This window comes from Microbacterium sp. NPDC055455, from assembly GCF_053619935.1.
Map to the genome: position 1 here is coordinate 1185666 of NZ_JBSHLB010000001.1, position 14240 is coordinate 1199905.

Consider the following 14240-nt stretch of genomic DNA (forward strand, 5'->3'; position numbering starts at 1 on the left):
CCCGCGGCGACGGCGGGCGCGGCGGTGTCACAGCGAGGGGTCGGTGAGGTCGACGATCGTGTCGTTGGTCTCGGAGGCGTCGGTCATCCACAGGTCGGCGAAGCGCTGCGCCAGGGCATCCTCGAGTCCCGAGAGGCTCTTGGTGCGGAAGATGACGGATGCCGCGGCCAGCGGCCGCCCGGAGTCCTTCGCGGCCTTCGCGAAGCCCTGCGCGACGGCGCGCGCCCACGCCTCGCTCGCCGCCTTGACCGCGGCGTAGTTGGCGCCGCCGGCGAGCGGGCGCTCCACGGCGGTGGAGGAGACGATCGCGGTGCGCGCAGACGACGACCTCCGCAGGTCGGCGTCGAATGCCCGGCTGACGTGGCGCAGCGCGGTCAGCGAGCGCTCGAGGAAGCGGTAGTCGTCCTCCGTCTGCCCCGCCAGACCGCCGCCGCCGCGCCAGCCACCCACGAGGTGCAGCACCCCGTCCACGGCTCCGTCGGCCGCGTGGATCCGCTCGGCGAGTGCGGCGACGTCGGCCTCATCGGTCAGGTCGCACACCTCGGTGCGGACGCTGCCGGCCGGGTCGACGTCGGCGACGCCCGGCCCGGCGCCGAGGGAGGAGGTGAGCTCCTCCAGCTTCTCGGAGCTCCGCCCCACCGCGATGACGCGCGCGCCCGCCGCGACGAGTTCGCGGGTGGCGGCGAGACCGGACGCGCTGGTGGCCCCCGAGACGACCACGAGTCTGCCTGAGACGCTCATACCCCTACCCTTCCACGCCCGCTCTCCACCCCGCTCTGCGCTCCGCCGTCCATCGCCGAGATCGTGCGATCTCGTCGAATGACCACGTCGTCGGCGCCCACGACGTGCGTTCTCGGCGAGAACGTGCGATCTCGGCGAGAACGGTGGACCGAACGACGCTTCAGGAGTCGCGGCCGGTGATGCCGGCGGTGGACTCGATGACGGGCTTCATCTTCCGCTCGAGCGCCTCGAAGAACATCGACAGCGGGAACTCGTCGTCCATGACCGCGTCGGTGTAGCCCTTCGGCGGGCCGGCGAGGATCTCGTCGGGCAGTCCGCGTGCCCACTGCGACGCCGGGTTCGGCGTCAGGGTGCCGCGGACGAGGTCGTAGGCGGCGAGCCAGTGCGCGGCCTTCGGGCGGTCGATCGAGCGCCAGTAGAGCTCGTCGATCGCGTCGCCGAGCGCGACGACCGCGGCGGGCACGTCCTCCCAGTCGAAGGCGAGGGCCGTGTCGGTCCAGTGCAGTACGTCGCGCTGGTGCAGCCACGCGAACAGCAGCTGGCCGCCGAGCCCGTCGTAGTTGCGCACCCGCGTGCCGGTGATGGAGAACCGGAAGATCCGGTCGAAGATCACCGCGTACTGCACCAGCTTGGCGTGCTCGAGCAACTCGGCCTCGGCCTCGCTGAGCTCCGCCCCCTGAGCCTGTCGATCGGCCAGCCGCCGCTGGATCGCGACGCACTCGCGGAACGCGGTGAGGTCGCACCGCAGCTCCTCCAGCGAGTACAGGAAGTACGGCATCCGCTGCTTGATCATGAACGGATCGAACGGGAGGTCGCCGCGCATGTGGGTGCGGTCGTGGATGATGTCCCACATCACGAACGTCTTCTCGGTGAGCGCCTGGTCGTCGAGCATGCGGGCGGCGTCGGCGGGCAGGTGCAGCTTCGTGATCTCGGCGGCCGCGCGCACCACCCGGCGGTAGCGGGCGGCCTCGCGGTCCTGGAAGATCGCGCCCCACGTGAACGCCGGGATCTCGCGCATCGCGACGGTCTCGGGGAAGAGCACGGCGCTGTTCGTGTCGTAGCCCGGGGTGAAGTCCAGGAACCGCAGCGACACGAAGAGCTTGTTGCCGTAGTCGCCGGCCTCCAGCTGGGCGATGAACTCGGGCCAGATCACCTCGACGAGCACGGCCTCGACGTGACGATCGGACGATCCGTTCTGCGTGTACATGGGGAAGACGACCAGGTGACGGATGCCGTCGACCCGGTGCCGCTGCGGCTGGAACGCCATGAGCGAGTCGAGGAAGTCCGGGATGCCGAAGCCCTCGTCGGCCCACCGCTGGAAGTCGCGCACCGAGGCCGCGAGGTACTCCCCGTCGTGCGGGAACGCCGGGGCGAGCGCCTGGATGCCGGCGATGATCTCGGCGACCAGAGCGCGCGCCCGGTCGTGGGCCGCGGCATCCGGAATCGAGCCGTCCTTGATCTGCAGGTCCTGGATCGCGGTCGCCGCCGCCTTCAGGCGCAACCAGGCGGGCGACGCCTCCACGGGCTCGGCGGCCGATGACCGGGTCGCATCCTCGACGACCTCGGGTTCGCCGACGATGACCTGCGTGGTGCGGGTGGGAGCGGGCATGGTGAACCTCCGATCTTCGAGCGCGGTTTCTCTCTCGAGTCTAGAGAACTTCCCCCAGCGACATGATTCCGCAGGAAAATTTCCTGTCTGGGATAGAGTCGAGGCATGCCGAGCCTGGATGACGCGACCGACGCCGCCATCGTGCGGGAGGTCTCCCGCGACGCGCGCGCGACGCTCGCCGATCTGTCCGCCTCGGTCGGGCTGTCGGTGTCGGCCGTCCAGGCGCGACTGCGGCGGCTCGAGAGCCGCGGCGTCATCACCGGCTACCGGGCCCTCGTCGACGCCGAAGCGGTCGGCAAGCCCCTCGCCGCCTTCGTCGAGATCACGCCGCTCGATCCCGGCCAGCCCGACAACGCGCCCGAGCTGCTCGAGCACCTCACCGAGATCGAGGCGTGCCACTCGATCGCCGGCGACGCGAGCTACATCCTCCTCGTGCGCGTGGCCACCCCGCGTCACCTCGAATCGCTGATCCGCGACATCCGCGCGGCCGCGTCGGTGAACACGCGCACGACCGTCGTGCTGCAGACGTTCTACGAGAACCGCCCGATCCTCCCCGCCTGACCCTTTCCCGGCGAGCGGTGGGTAGTCTCGGCGCATGGACCCCGCTCTGCCGCCCCCCGCCGACGATCGCGGCCGGGGAGTGCTGATCGTGCGGAACGCGGCCTCCGGCTCGGCGGTCATCCGGTCCGACCCCGCCTCGATCTTCGCCGCGCGCCTGCCCGGGGCGCAGATCCGAGAGCTCGGCGACGACGAGGACCTCGAAGACGTCGTCGCGAAGGCGATGGCCGCCGACCCCGCCCCCGCGGTGCTCGGCGTCTACGGCGGCGACGGGTCGGTCTCGCGCATGGCGCACCTCGCCCGCCGGTACGACCGGCCCCTCCTCGCCATGCCGGGCGGCACGTTCAACCACTTCGTGCGCGCGCTGGGCCTCGACAGCGTCGACGCCGCGATCGACGCGTACGAGGCGGGCTCGACGGCCGAGGTCGGCGTCGCGGATGCGACGGCGGATGACGACGAGCCGCTCACCGTGCTCAACGTCGTCTCGGTCGGGGCCTACCCGGAGCTCATCGGGGAGCGCGAGCGGCGAACGAGCCTCGGCAAGTGGATCGGCGGCGTCGTCGCGACCGCGGTCGCGCTGCGCCGAGCCGAGCCGCTCACCATCGTGCGGGGCGGACGCCGCGCGCGCGTGTGGTCGGTGTTCGTCAGCGTCGGGCGGAACGACCCCGATCGCGTCGCCACGATGCAGCGGCAGGAGACCGAAGCCGGCGTGCTCGATGTCCGCATCCACCACGCGCGCGGGTCGAAGGTGCGCGCGCTCGCCTCGCTCGCCTTCGGCAAGCGCACGGCGGCCGTGCTGCGCGCCGTGCGCCTGTTCCCCCGCGACGAGGACGTCGAGCGCCTCGTCGTGCGCGAGCTCGACGTCCGCGTCCGCCCCGAGGCGGGGCATCCGTCCGTCTTCGTGCACGACGGCGAACTCGAGGAGCGGGAGGCGGGCGGCTTCACCCTGCGGTGCGTCGCGGTGCCTCGCGCGGTGACCGTGTTCGCACCGGCTCCTCCGGGCCCCTGAGCGAGCGAGGCGAGGCGGGTCAGTCGTGCTGCGGGAAGCCCAGGTTGATCCCTCCGTGCGACGGGTCGAGCCAGCGTGACGTGATCGCCTTCTCGGCCGTAAAGAACTCGAAGCCGTGCGGGCCGTACGCCTTCGCGTCGCCGAAGAGCGACGCCTTCCAGCCTCCGAAGGAGTGATACGCCACCGGCACCGGGATCGGCACGTTGATGCCGATCATGCCGACCGTCGCCTCGCGCTGGAAGCGTCGTGCGGCGCCGCCGTCGTTGGTGAAGATGGCGGTGCCGTTGCCGTACCGGCTCGCGTTGATGATGTCGAGGCCCTCTTCGTAGCCCTCGACGCGCACCACCGACAGCACCGGGCCGAAGATCTCGTCGGTGTACACCGTCGACGACGTCGGCACGTTGTCGATCAGCGTCGGGCCGAGCCAGAAGCCGTTCGCGTCTCCGTCGACCTCCACGCCGCGACCGTCGACCACGACCGAGGCGCCGTCGGCGCCGGCGACATCGATGTACGACGTCACCTTGTCGCGGTGCTGTCCGGTGATGAGCGGTCCCATGTCGCAGCCGCGGGTGCCGTCTCCGGTGCGCAGGGAGGACATGCGCTCGGCGACCTTGGCGACGAACTCGTCGGCGACCGTGTCGACGGCGAGCACCACCGAGATCGCCATGCACCGCTCACCCGCCGAGCCGAAGCCGGCGTTCACGGCGGCGTCCGCGGCCAGGTCGAGATCGGCGTCGGGCAGCACCAGCATGTGGTTCTTCGCGCCGCCGAGGGCCTGCACGCGCTTGCCGTGCGAGGTCGCCGTCTCGTAGACGTACTTCGCGATCGGCGTCGAGCCGACGAACGAGATCGCCCGCACGTCCGGGTGCTCCAGCAGCGCGTCCACCGCCTCCTTGTCGCCGTGGACGACGTTGAAGACGCCGTCGGGGAGCCCCGCCTCCGTCAGCAGGCCCGCGAGCCAGTTCGCGGCGCTCGGGTCTTTCTCGGACGGCTTCAGCACGACGGCGTTGCCGGCCGCGAGGGCGATCGAGAAGAACCACAGCGGCACCATCGCCGGGAAGTTGAAGGGGCTGATGATGCCGACGACGCCCAGCGGCTGACGCAGCGTGTAGACGTCGATGCCGGTCGAGACGTTCTCGGAGTACGCGCCCTTGGTGAGGTGCCCCACGCCGCACGCGAACTCGACCACCTCCATGCCGCGGGCGATCTCGCCGCGCGCGTCGGCGAGCACCTTGCCGTGCTCGGAGGTGAGGATCTCGGCGAGCTCCTCCTTGCGCGCGTTCAGCAGCTCGCGGAACGCGAACATCACCGCCTGGCGCTTGGCGATCGAGGCGTCGCGCCACTGCGCCCACGCCGCGGACGCGGCATCCACCGCTGATCCGACGTCGTCGCGGGTGGCGAACCGCACCCGCTTCTGGACCGTGCCGAGCGCGGGGTTGTACACCGAGCCGGTGCGGTCGGATGCCCCCGCCCACGGCCCGCCGTTCACCCAGTGCTCGAGGACCGCCGTGTCGGCGCCCACCGGGTCGGTGCGCTCCATCATGTCCGTCATTGTCGTGTTCCTCCTTCGGAAGCGCCGCAGGCCGACCCGGTCGGTCGGCCGCGACGCGATGCACGCGTCAGAAGAGGTCGCCTTCGACGCTCGTCAGGGCTTCATCGTAGATCGACATCGCCTTCTGCACCTCCTCGTCGGTGACCACGCAGGGCGGCACGACGTGGATGCGGTTCTCCGCCGCGAAGGGCAGCAGCCCTCGCGACGTCAGCTCCTTCTTGAGCTTCCCCACGACCTCGGCGCCGACCGGCTCACGGGTGTCGCGGTCGGTCACGAGGTCGAGCGCCCAGAACACGCCCTCGCCGCGCACTTCGCCGATGAGCGGATGCCGCGACGCCAGGTCGCGCAGACCGGGGCCGATCGCCTCCTCGCCGACGCGCCGGGCGTTCTCGACGATCCGCTCCGACTCCATCGCGTCGATCGCTGCGACGATCGAGGCCGCGGCCAGAGGGTGCCCCGAGTAGGTGAGGCCGCCGGGGAAGACGCGGTCGTCGAACGTGGCCGCGATCTCGGGCGAGATGATCACGCCGCCCACCGGCACGTAGCCCGAGTTCACGCCCTTGGCGAAGGTGATCAGATCGGGCACGACGTCGTGCCCCTCGAAGGCGAACCAGCGGCCGGTGCGCCCGAACCCCGCCATCACCTCGTCGAGGATGAGCACGATGCCGTAGGCGTCGGCCAGCGCGCGGACCCCCGCCAGATAGCCGGGCGGCGGCACCATGATGCCGGCGGTGCCAGGCACCGACTCCAGCAGCAGGGCGGCGATCGTGGAAGGCCCCTCCGACTGGATCACGCGTTCGAGGTGGTGCAGGGCTCGCTCGCACTCCTCCTCCGGCGTGGTCGCCCAGAACTCGGTGCGGTACAGGAACGGGCCGAAGAAGTGCACGTGTCCGCGGGCGTACTGGTTCGGCATCCGTCGCCAGTCGCCCGTCGCGACGATGGCCGCACCGGTGTTGCCGTGGTACGAGCGGTAGGTCGAGAGCACGGTGTCGCGACCGGTGTGCAGGCGTGCCATGCGGATCGCGTTCTCGATCGCGTCCGCACCGCCGTTGGTGAAGAAGACCTTCGCGAAGCCGGCGGGGGCCTTGTCGAGGATGCGCTGCGCGGCCTGACCGCGGTGGAGGTTGGCCGTGGCGGGCCCGATGGTCGCCAGGCGCTCGGCCTGCTCGCGGATCGCCGCGACGACGGCGGGATGCTGATGCCCGATGTTGACGTTGACCAGCTGGCTCGAGAAGTCCAGCATGCGATTGCCGGCGTGGTCCCACACCACCGTGCCCCTGCCGCCCGCGATGACGGGCAGGTCCAGGCCCGCCTGCGCGGACCAGGAGTGGAACACGTGCTCGCGGTCGAGCTCCTTCGCGAGGGCGTCGAGGTCTTCGGTCATGTGTCCACGTTCCCTGTTCGCGGAAGGCGGGTCAACGGCGTTTCGTCTTGCCTTGCCCCGCGCGGCGACCGGAGTGTCCGGTCGCCGCGCGGGTGCGGCATCCGCTACTGGCCGCCCTCGGTGAGCGTCACCTCGATCGGCGTGTACTCGCCCCCGACCTCGACGCCTTCCTCCTCGAGCTCGGCGAGCGCCTGCTCGATGTACTCGTTCGAGTACGCCGAGTCGGCGGGCTCGGTCGTGATGAGCTCGAGGTCGTCCTGGTTCTTGGCCGACAGCGCACCGGCCACCGTCTTGTCCCAGGCCGCCTCGTCCACGAGCCCGAAGTCGGCGCCCGTCCAGATGAGCTTGTTGACCTCGTTCATCTGCCACAGCTGGTGCACCGGCCCGACGGGGAACGCGGCCTCGGCGTTCGACGCGATGTCGTAGACGATCTCGGCCGCCTCCTCGGGGTCGTCGCGGGCGAAGATCCAGCCCTTCGTCACGGCCTTGAGGAACCGCACCGCCGCATCGGCGTAGGCCGGGTCGTCCTCGAGCCGCTGCGTGTCGGCCCAGATGGCGTCCTGCAGCATGGCGCCCTCGGTGTCCTCGTACGAGATGACGTCGAAGTCGTCGGGCTGGTAGAGCTCGCCGGTCTCCGGGTTCACGACCTCGAGGATCTGCGCCCACTCGTTGTACGTCATCGCCTGGGCGGCGTCGACGTCACGGTCGAGCAAGGCGTTCATCGAGAAGTCCTGGGTCGTGATCGACACGGAGGTGGAGTCGAGGTCCTCGGCGGCCATCGCGGCGAAGATCTCCCACTCGTTGCCGAAGCCCCACGAGCCGATGCGCTTGCCCTCGAAGTCGGCGACGGACTCGATCCCGTCGCCCTTCCACGACACCTGCAGCGTCCCGGACTTCTGGAAGACCTGCGCGATGTCGGTGAGCTCGACGCCCGTCGACTCGAGCGTGCCGAGCACCTTGGGCACCCATGCGATGGCGAAGTCGACGTCGCCGGCCACGAGCGCGTCCTGCGGCACGATGTCGCCGCCGGACGGCACGATCTCGACCTCGTCGAAGCCCTCCTCCTCGAAGTAGCCCTGCTCCTGGGCCACGTAGTAGCCGGCGAACTGGGCCTGCGGCAGCCACTGCAGCTGCAGCTTGATCGAGGTGAGCGGCTCGAAGTCCTCGTCTCCGCCTCCTCCGCCGTCGTCGGTGCCGCCCGACCCGGAACAGGCTGCAAGCGCGAGTGCCGCGACGGTGGCGACGGAGGCCGCGGTCAGGCCGCGTCTGATGCTGTGTCTCATGGCGTTCCTTTCGTGTGGTGCGTCGGGTACTGCAAACGCCGGTCAGGCCGGCGACCGCCTCGTCGCCAGGCGCTCCAGGAGCGAGGTCACGAGGAAGAACACGAGCCCGATGATGATGCCGCCGAGCACGTAGGCCCACGCCAGCGCGGCCCGGCCGGACTTGGCGTAGGTGGCGATGGCCGTGCCGATGCCGTCGGCGGGCCCGCCGAAGTACTCGGCGACGAGGGCGGCGATCACCGCCAGCGAGCTGGCGATGCGCAGGCCCGTCATGAGGTACGGGAGGGCGGTCGGGAGCGTCAGGACGCGGAACGTCTGCCAGCCGGATGCCGCGGACGAGCGCAGCAGGTCGCGGTGAACGGGCCGGGTCTGGCGGAGGCCCCGCAGCACGTTGACGAACACCGGGATGAAGGCCGCGATCGTCGCGACCGCCTGACGTCCGAACTGGCTCGAGGCGCCGAACATCGTGTTGAGGATCGGCGTGATCGCGACGATCGGGATGACGGCGAGGGCGGACACCAGCGGCGCGAGCATGCCGTCGACGGGCTTGGCCGCGGCCGCCAGCCCGGCGAACAGCAGCGCGAGGAGGGAGCCGACCACGAGGCCGATCAGAGCGTTCGTGGCCGTGATCATCATGTCGTCGAGGATGATCGGGAACCGGCGGACGAACTCCTCGGCGATCGCGATCGGGCTCGGCAGCATCCGCGGCGCGGTGCCGAGCACATCGACCCAGAAGATCCAGATCGCGAGGATCAGGACGCCGACGACGACGGGCGCCACCCACTTCAGCCACCCCGGAAGCTCGCGCTCGCCGGGCCCCGCCCCCGCGCCCGCCGGACCCGGCGGGGCGGGCAGCATCGTGGTCGCGGCATCCGTCATGATTCACTCGCCCTCGTGACGGGCGAGCCGTGCAAGGCCTCGCGGACGGCCGTCACGCGGTCGAAGAACTGCGGCGATTCGCGCAGCGCCTCGTCGCGCACCTCGCCGAGAGAGGTCTGGACCACGTCGGTGATGCGCCCGGGACGCGGGCTCATCACCACCACGCGGTCCGAGAGGAAGACCGCCTCCGGGATCGAGTGGGTCACGAACACGACGGCCGCCGAGGTCTCGGCGGCGATGCGCGTCAGCTCGGATTGCAGGCGCTCGCGCGTCATCTCGTCGAGCGCGCCGAACGGCTCGTCCATGAGGAGCAGCTTCGGGCGGGCGGCCAGCGCGCGGGCGATCGCGACGCGCTGCTGCATACCGCCGGAGAGCTGGTCGGGGTAGCGATCGACGAAGTCCGAGAGACCGACCAGCTCCGCCAGCTCGGCCACGCGGCTCGCGCGAGCAGCCTTGCCCGTGCCGTGCAGTTCGAGCGGCAGCCCGATGTTGGCGGCGACCGAGCGCCACGGCAGGAGGCCGGCCTGCTGGAACGCGATGCCGTAGTCCTGATCGATGCGGGCGCGCTTGGCGGGCTTTCCGAAGATCTGGAGGGTGCCGGACGTCGCCTGGTCGAGGTCCGCGATCAGGCGCAGCAGCGTCGACTTGCCGCAGCCCGACGGGCCGATGAGCGACACGAACTCACCGCCGGCGACCTCGAGATCGACGTCGGTCAGCGCGACGACCTCCCCGGTCTTCGTCGGGAACACCTTCCCGACGCCGGATGCGTGAACGGCAAGGTCGGTCATGCGGCGGCCTCTCCTCTGCGGTAGTTGGCAAGTCCGAGGCCGATGAGGGCCACCGAGCCGGCGGCGATCAGGCCGAGGGCGATCGAGCCGAACGTCGGCCCCCATGGAGCGGCGGGGTCGCTCGAGGCCTGACCCGCCAGCTGGATGAGCATGCGGCCGATGCCGCCGCGCATGCCGATGGAGACCTCCGCCACGACCGCGCCGAGCACCGCGTTCGCGGCGGCGAGCCGCAGCGCCGGAAGCAGGTGCGGGACGGCCGCGGGCAGGCGCAGCCGGAACAGCGTCGGCCAGTACCCCGCGGCGTAGCTGCTCATGAGGTCGAGGTGGATGCGGTCCGGCGACGCCAAGCCACGGAGCACCCCGACGGCCACCGGGAAGAACGCCAGATACGACGCGATCACCGCCACCGACAGCCACTGCGGCCACGTGCCGCCGCCGCGGTCGATCTGGTTGCCGATCGCATTGACGACGGGGGCGAACGCGATGAGCGGCACGATCTGGCTCACCACGATCCAGGGGAGCAGGCCCCACTCCAGCAGGCGCCACCGCTGCATCACCAGGCCCAGGAGTGCGCCCACGACCACGCCGATCAGCCATCCGACGGCGGCGATCCCCAGGGTGATGAGGGCGGCGCCGGCGACCGAGACCCAGAGCGCGGGGGTGTCGCCGCCGCTCGTGGGGGCGAACAGGCGCGCGACCATGTCCCACACGTGCGGCATCGCCCGGTCATGGGTGCGCGGGAGGATCATGAGCCCCGACCCGGACTCGCCGGGGACGGCGCCCACGACCACGCCGTCGGCGGGTCCGAGGAACTTGTACAGCTCCCACAGCACGATGACCGCCACCACCCCCACCGCGCCCCAGCCCGCGGCGATCCAGCCGCGGAGCTCGCCCTGACGGCGCGCCGACCAGCCGATGGGCCTCATGCCGGTGCCGACTTCACGACTTGGCCGTCACGTGGGTCTGCAGCGCCGGGATCACGGTCTCGCCGTAGACGCGGAGCGTCTCCTCCTTGTTGTCGTGCTGCAGGTAGCCGGCGAACTGGGTGACCCCCAGCTCGCGCAGCTGTTCGAGCTTGGCGATGTGGTCGGATGCCGAGCCCAGGATGCAGAAGCGCTCGACGATCTCGTCGGGGACGAAGTCGACGTGGTCGTTGTCGGCCTTGCCGTGGGTGTTGTAGTCGTACCCCTTGCGTCCCTCGATGTAGTCGGCGAGCGCGTCGGGGATGGCGCCGTGATGGCCGTACTTCGCGACGATGTCGGCGACGTGGTTGCCCACCATGCCGCCGAACCACCGGCACTGGTCGCGCATGTGCGCTTCGTCGTCGCCGATGTACATCGGGGCGGCCACGCAGAAGGCGAGCGAGTCGGGGTCGCGGCCGGCGGCGGCCGCGGCATCCTTCACCGTCTTGATCATCCACGCGGCGATGTCGACGTCCGCCAGCTGCAGGATGAACCCGTCGCCCACCTCGCCGGTGAGCGTGAGCGCCATCGGCCCGTACGCCGCCACCCACACGTCCAGCTGCGAGCCCCGGCTCCACGGGAACCGGATCGTCGAGCCGTGGTACTCGACGGGCCGCGAGTTCGCGAGCTCGCGGATCACGTGGATGGACTCGCGCAGCTCGGCCATCGTCACCGGCTTGCCGTTGGTCACCCGCACCGCCGAGTCCCCGCGGCCGATGCCGCAGATCGTGCGGTTGCCGTACATCTCGTTGAGCGTGGCGAACACGGAGGCCGTCACCGTCCAGTCCCGCGTCGCGGGGTTCGTCACGAACGGCCCCACCGTGACGCGCTTGGTCTCGGCGAGGATCGCCGAGTGGATGACGTAGGGCTCCTGCCACAGCAGGTGCGAGTCGAACGTCCACACGTGGCTGAAGCCGTGCGCCTCGGCGAGCTTGGCGAGCTGCACGGTGCGCGCGGCGGGCGGGTTGGTCTGCAGGACGACGCCGAAGTCCATGATCTCGATACGCTCCGCTCGATCGCCGGGAATCAGATGAGGTACTGCGAGAGGCCGCGCTTGAGGAAGCGCCCGTCGCCCTTGGAGCCGTGGTACCGGCCGCCGTCGACCACGACCTTGCCGCGGGAGATCACGGTGTCGACATGCCCGTCGATCTCGTAGCCCTCCCATGCGGAGTGGTCCATGTTCATGTGGTGCGTGCGGCCCTCGCCGAGGCCGATCGACGTGTGGCCGTTCGGGTCGTAGACGACGATGTCGCCGTCGGCGCCCGGCTGGATGACGCCCTTCCTGCCGTACAGGCCGAACATGCGCGCGGGTGTGGTGGAGGTCAGCTCCACCCACCGCTCGAGCGTGATCTTGCCCGTGACGACGCCCTGGTACATCAGGTCCATGCGGTGCTCGACCGAGCCGATGCCGTTCGGGATCGCGCGGAAGTCGTCGAGACCCAGCTCCTTCTGGCCCTTCATGCAGAACGGGCAGTGGTCGGTCGAGACCATCTGGATGTCGTTGGTGCGCAGCGCCTGCCACATGTGGTGCTGGTGGCCCTCCTTGCTGCTGCGCAGCGGCGTCGAGCACACCCACTTGGCACCCTCGAACTGCCCCCACTCCTCGCTGAACGCGCCCAGCTGCTCCTCCAGCGAGAGGTACAGGTACTGCGGGCAGGTCTCGCCGAACACGTTCCAGCCCTGGTCGCGCGCCCAGGCGATCTGGTCGACGGCCTGCTTGGCGCTCACGTGCACCGTGTACAGCGGCGCGCCGGTGAGGTTCGCCAGCATGATCGCGCGGTGCGTGGCCTCCTCCTCCATCTGCCAGGCGCGCGCGATGCCGTGGTAGTACGGCGCCTTCTTGCCGGCTTCGGCCAGCTGCGCCGCGAGCACGTCGATCGCCGGGCCGTTCTCGGCGTGCATCATCGTGAGCAGGCCGGTCTCCGCCGATACCTGCATGGCCTTGAGCACCTGCGCGTCGTCGGAGTAGAACACGCCGGGGTAGGCCATGAAGAGCTTGAAGCTCGAGACGCCCTCGTCGAGCAGGCCCCGCATCGCCGCGAGGGAGTCGTCGTCGACGCCGCCGACGATCTGGTGGAAGCCGTAGTCGATCGCGCAGTTGCCGGCGGCCTTCTCGTGCCACGCCGCGAGCCCGTCCTGCACGCGCTCGCCGTAGCGCTGCACGGCGAAGTCGATGATCGACGTCGTGCCGCCCCACGCGGCCGCCCGCGTCCCGGTCTCGAACGTGTCCGACGCGTTGGTGCCGCCGAACGGCAGCTCCATGTGGGTGTGCGCGTCGATGCCGCCCGGGATCACGTACTTCCCGGTCGCGTCGATGACCGTGTCGACGGATGCCGCGACATCCGTGCCCAGCAGCTGCGAGCCGGGCGCGAGCACGGCCGCGATGGTCTCGCCGTCGATGAGCACGTCGGCCTCGCCGCGTCCCGTCGCCGAGACGACGGTGCCGCCCTTGATGAGTGTCGTTGCCATGTCAGTCCTCCGGTGGCCGAGCCTGTCAGGCCCTCAGGGCTTCGCGATCTTCGTGTAGGAGTCGGGCCGGCGGTCGCGGTAGAACTGCCAGTCGTCCCGCATCTCACGCACCATGTCCATGTTCAGGTCGCGCACCAGCAGCTCCTCGTGGTCGCCGGATCCGCGCTCGCCGACGAAGTTCCCGCGCGGGTCGATCACCTGGCTGGTGCCGTAGAAGTCGACAGCGAGGTCGCCGTACTCGTTGTCCTCGCGCCCCACGCGGTTGGGCTGCAGCACGAAGTACCCGTTCGCGACGGCCGCGGCGGGACCCTCGACCTCCCACAGCCGGTTCGACAGCCCGGGCTTGGTCGCGTTCGGGTTGAAGACCATGTGCGCGTCGTTCAGTCCCAGCTCGCGCCACCCCTCCGGGAAGTGGCGGTCGTAGCAGATGTACATCCCGACGCGTCCGACGGCGGTCTCGAACACCGGGTACCCGAGGTTGCCCGGGCGGAAGTAGAACTTCTCCCAGAACCGGTCGAGGTGCGGGAGGTGGTGCTTGCGGTACTTGCCGAGGATGCTGCCGTCGGCGTCGACGAGCACCGCGGTGTTGTAGTAGACCCCGGTCTCGGCCTCCTCGTAGATCGGCAGCACCGTGACCAGGCCCAGCTCCTTGGCCAGCGCGGCGAACCGCTGCACGATCGGCCCGTCGGCGGGCTCGGCGAAGCCGTAGTACTTCTTGTCCTGCGTGATGCCGAAGTAGGGGCCGTAGAACAGCTCCTGGAAGCACACCACCTGCGCGCCCTGCGCCGCGGCATCCCGGGCGAAGCCCTCGTGCTTGTCGAGCATCGACTCCTTGTCGCCCGTCCAGGTGGTCTGCGAGATCGCCGCGCGTACCGTCGTCATCGTGTCTCCGTTCGTGAGCCGGCGCTCGCCGGCTCGTCGTCCGCGCCCCCGCGGGGGCATCCCTCGGGCTGGGACCGACGGGTCCGATCGATGGGGCGGCCCCGCACCACGATCCTGTCGACTGCAC

At 70.5% G+C, this 14240-nt stretch carries 13 protein-coding genes; 2 read left to right on the forward strand and 11 right to left on the reverse strand.

Annotated features, from left to right (window positions below):
• Positions 1-27: 27 nt before the first annotated feature.
• Together ACWGUG_RS05230 and ACWGUG_RS05235 are read right to left on the reverse strand one after the other, a co-directional pair.
• Positions 28-741: an SDR family NAD(P)-dependent oxidoreductase gene (locus ACWGUG_RS05230; RefSeq protein ID WP_452324036.1), complete on the reverse strand. Its 714-nt coding sequence runs from the start codon at positions 739-741 to the stop codon at positions 28-30.
• Positions 742-901: 160 nt separating this feature from the next.
• Positions 902-2350 (reverse strand): DUF6421 family protein, encoded by a 1449-nt coding sequence (locus ACWGUG_RS05235; protein WP_452324037.1) that lies wholly within the window; start codon positions 2348-2350, stop codon positions 902-904.
• A gap of 114 nt (positions 2351-2464) precedes the next feature.
• Between ACWGUG_RS05235 and ACWGUG_RS05240 the strand changes: the two genes are divergently transcribed.
• Both ACWGUG_RS05240 and ACWGUG_RS05245 read left to right on the forward strand, forming a co-directional pair.
• Positions 2465-2911 (forward strand): Lrp/AsnC family transcriptional regulator, encoded by a 447-nt coding sequence (locus ACWGUG_RS05240; protein ID WP_452324200.1) that lies wholly within the window; start codon positions 2465-2467, stop codon positions 2909-2911.
• A gap of 34 nt (positions 2912-2945) precedes the next feature.
• Positions 2946-3917 carry a diacylglycerol/lipid kinase family protein gene (locus tag ACWGUG_RS05245; protein ID WP_336393591.1) on the forward strand — a complete coding sequence of 324 codons (972 nt, stop codon included), beginning with the start codon at positions 2946-2948 and terminating at the stop codon, positions 3915-3917.
• Between the two features lie 19 nt (positions 3918-3936).
• Here the strand turns inward: ACWGUG_RS05245 and ACWGUG_RS05250 are convergent, their stop codons facing one another.
• The 9 genes from ACWGUG_RS05250 to ACWGUG_RS05290 form a co-directional block, all read right to left on the reverse strand.
• On the reverse strand, positions 3937-5469 hold the full coding sequence (locus ACWGUG_RS05250; RefSeq protein ID WP_378880161.1) for a CoA-acylating methylmalonate-semialdehyde dehydrogenase: 1533 nt from the start codon (positions 5467-5469) through the stop codon (positions 3937-3939).
• A 67-nt stretch (positions 5470-5536) separates the two neighbouring features.
• Complete coding sequence (locus ACWGUG_RS05255) at positions 5537-6853, reverse strand: aminotransferase class III-fold pyridoxal phosphate-dependent enzyme (protein ID WP_452324038.1); 1317 nt, start codon at positions 6851-6853, stop codon at positions 5537-5539.
• 104 nt (positions 6854-6957) lie between these two features.
• Positions 6958-8136, reverse strand: a complete 1179-nt coding sequence (locus ACWGUG_RS05260; protein ID WP_452324039.1) for an ABC transporter substrate-binding protein — start codon at positions 8134-8136, stop codon at positions 6958-6960.
• A gap of 42 nt (positions 8137-8178) precedes the next feature.
• Positions 8179-9012 carry an ABC transporter permease gene (locus ACWGUG_RS05265; protein WP_452324040.1) on the reverse strand — a complete coding sequence of 278 codons (834 nt, stop codon included), beginning with the start codon at positions 9010-9012 and terminating at the stop codon, positions 8179-8181.
• On the reverse strand, positions 9009-9800 hold the full coding sequence (locus ACWGUG_RS05270) for an ABC transporter ATP-binding protein (protein ID WP_336393586.1): 792 nt from the start codon (positions 9798-9800) through the stop codon (positions 9009-9011). The genes ACWGUG_RS05265 and ACWGUG_RS05270 overlap by 4 nt, the downstream gene beginning before the upstream one ends.
• Entirely contained in the window at positions 9797-10726 is a 930-nt protein-coding gene (locus ACWGUG_RS05275; RefSeq protein WP_336393585.1) for an ABC transporter permease, read from the reverse strand. The genes ACWGUG_RS05270 and ACWGUG_RS05275 overlap by 4 nt, the downstream gene beginning before the upstream one ends.
• 13 nt (positions 10727-10739) lie before the next feature.
• Entirely contained in the window at positions 10740-11756 is a 1017-nt protein-coding gene (locus ACWGUG_RS05280; RefSeq protein WP_452324041.1) for a TIGR03842 family LLM class F420-dependent oxidoreductase, read from the reverse strand.
• A 32-nt stretch (positions 11757-11788) separates the two neighbouring features.
• Positions 11789-13231, reverse strand: coding sequence for a dihydropyrimidinase (hydA, locus tag ACWGUG_RS05285; protein ID WP_336393583.1), 1443 nt, complete (start codon positions 13229-13231; stop codon positions 11789-11791).
• 33 nt (positions 13232-13264) lie between these two features.
• The gene (locus tag ACWGUG_RS05290) at positions 13265-14113 is read right to left on the reverse strand and encodes a nitrilase-related carbon-nitrogen hydrolase (protein ID WP_336393582.1); all 849 of its coding nucleotides are present in this window, start codon (positions 14111-14113) and stop codon (positions 13265-13267) included.
• Between the last annotated feature and the right edge of the window lie 127 nt (positions 14114-14240).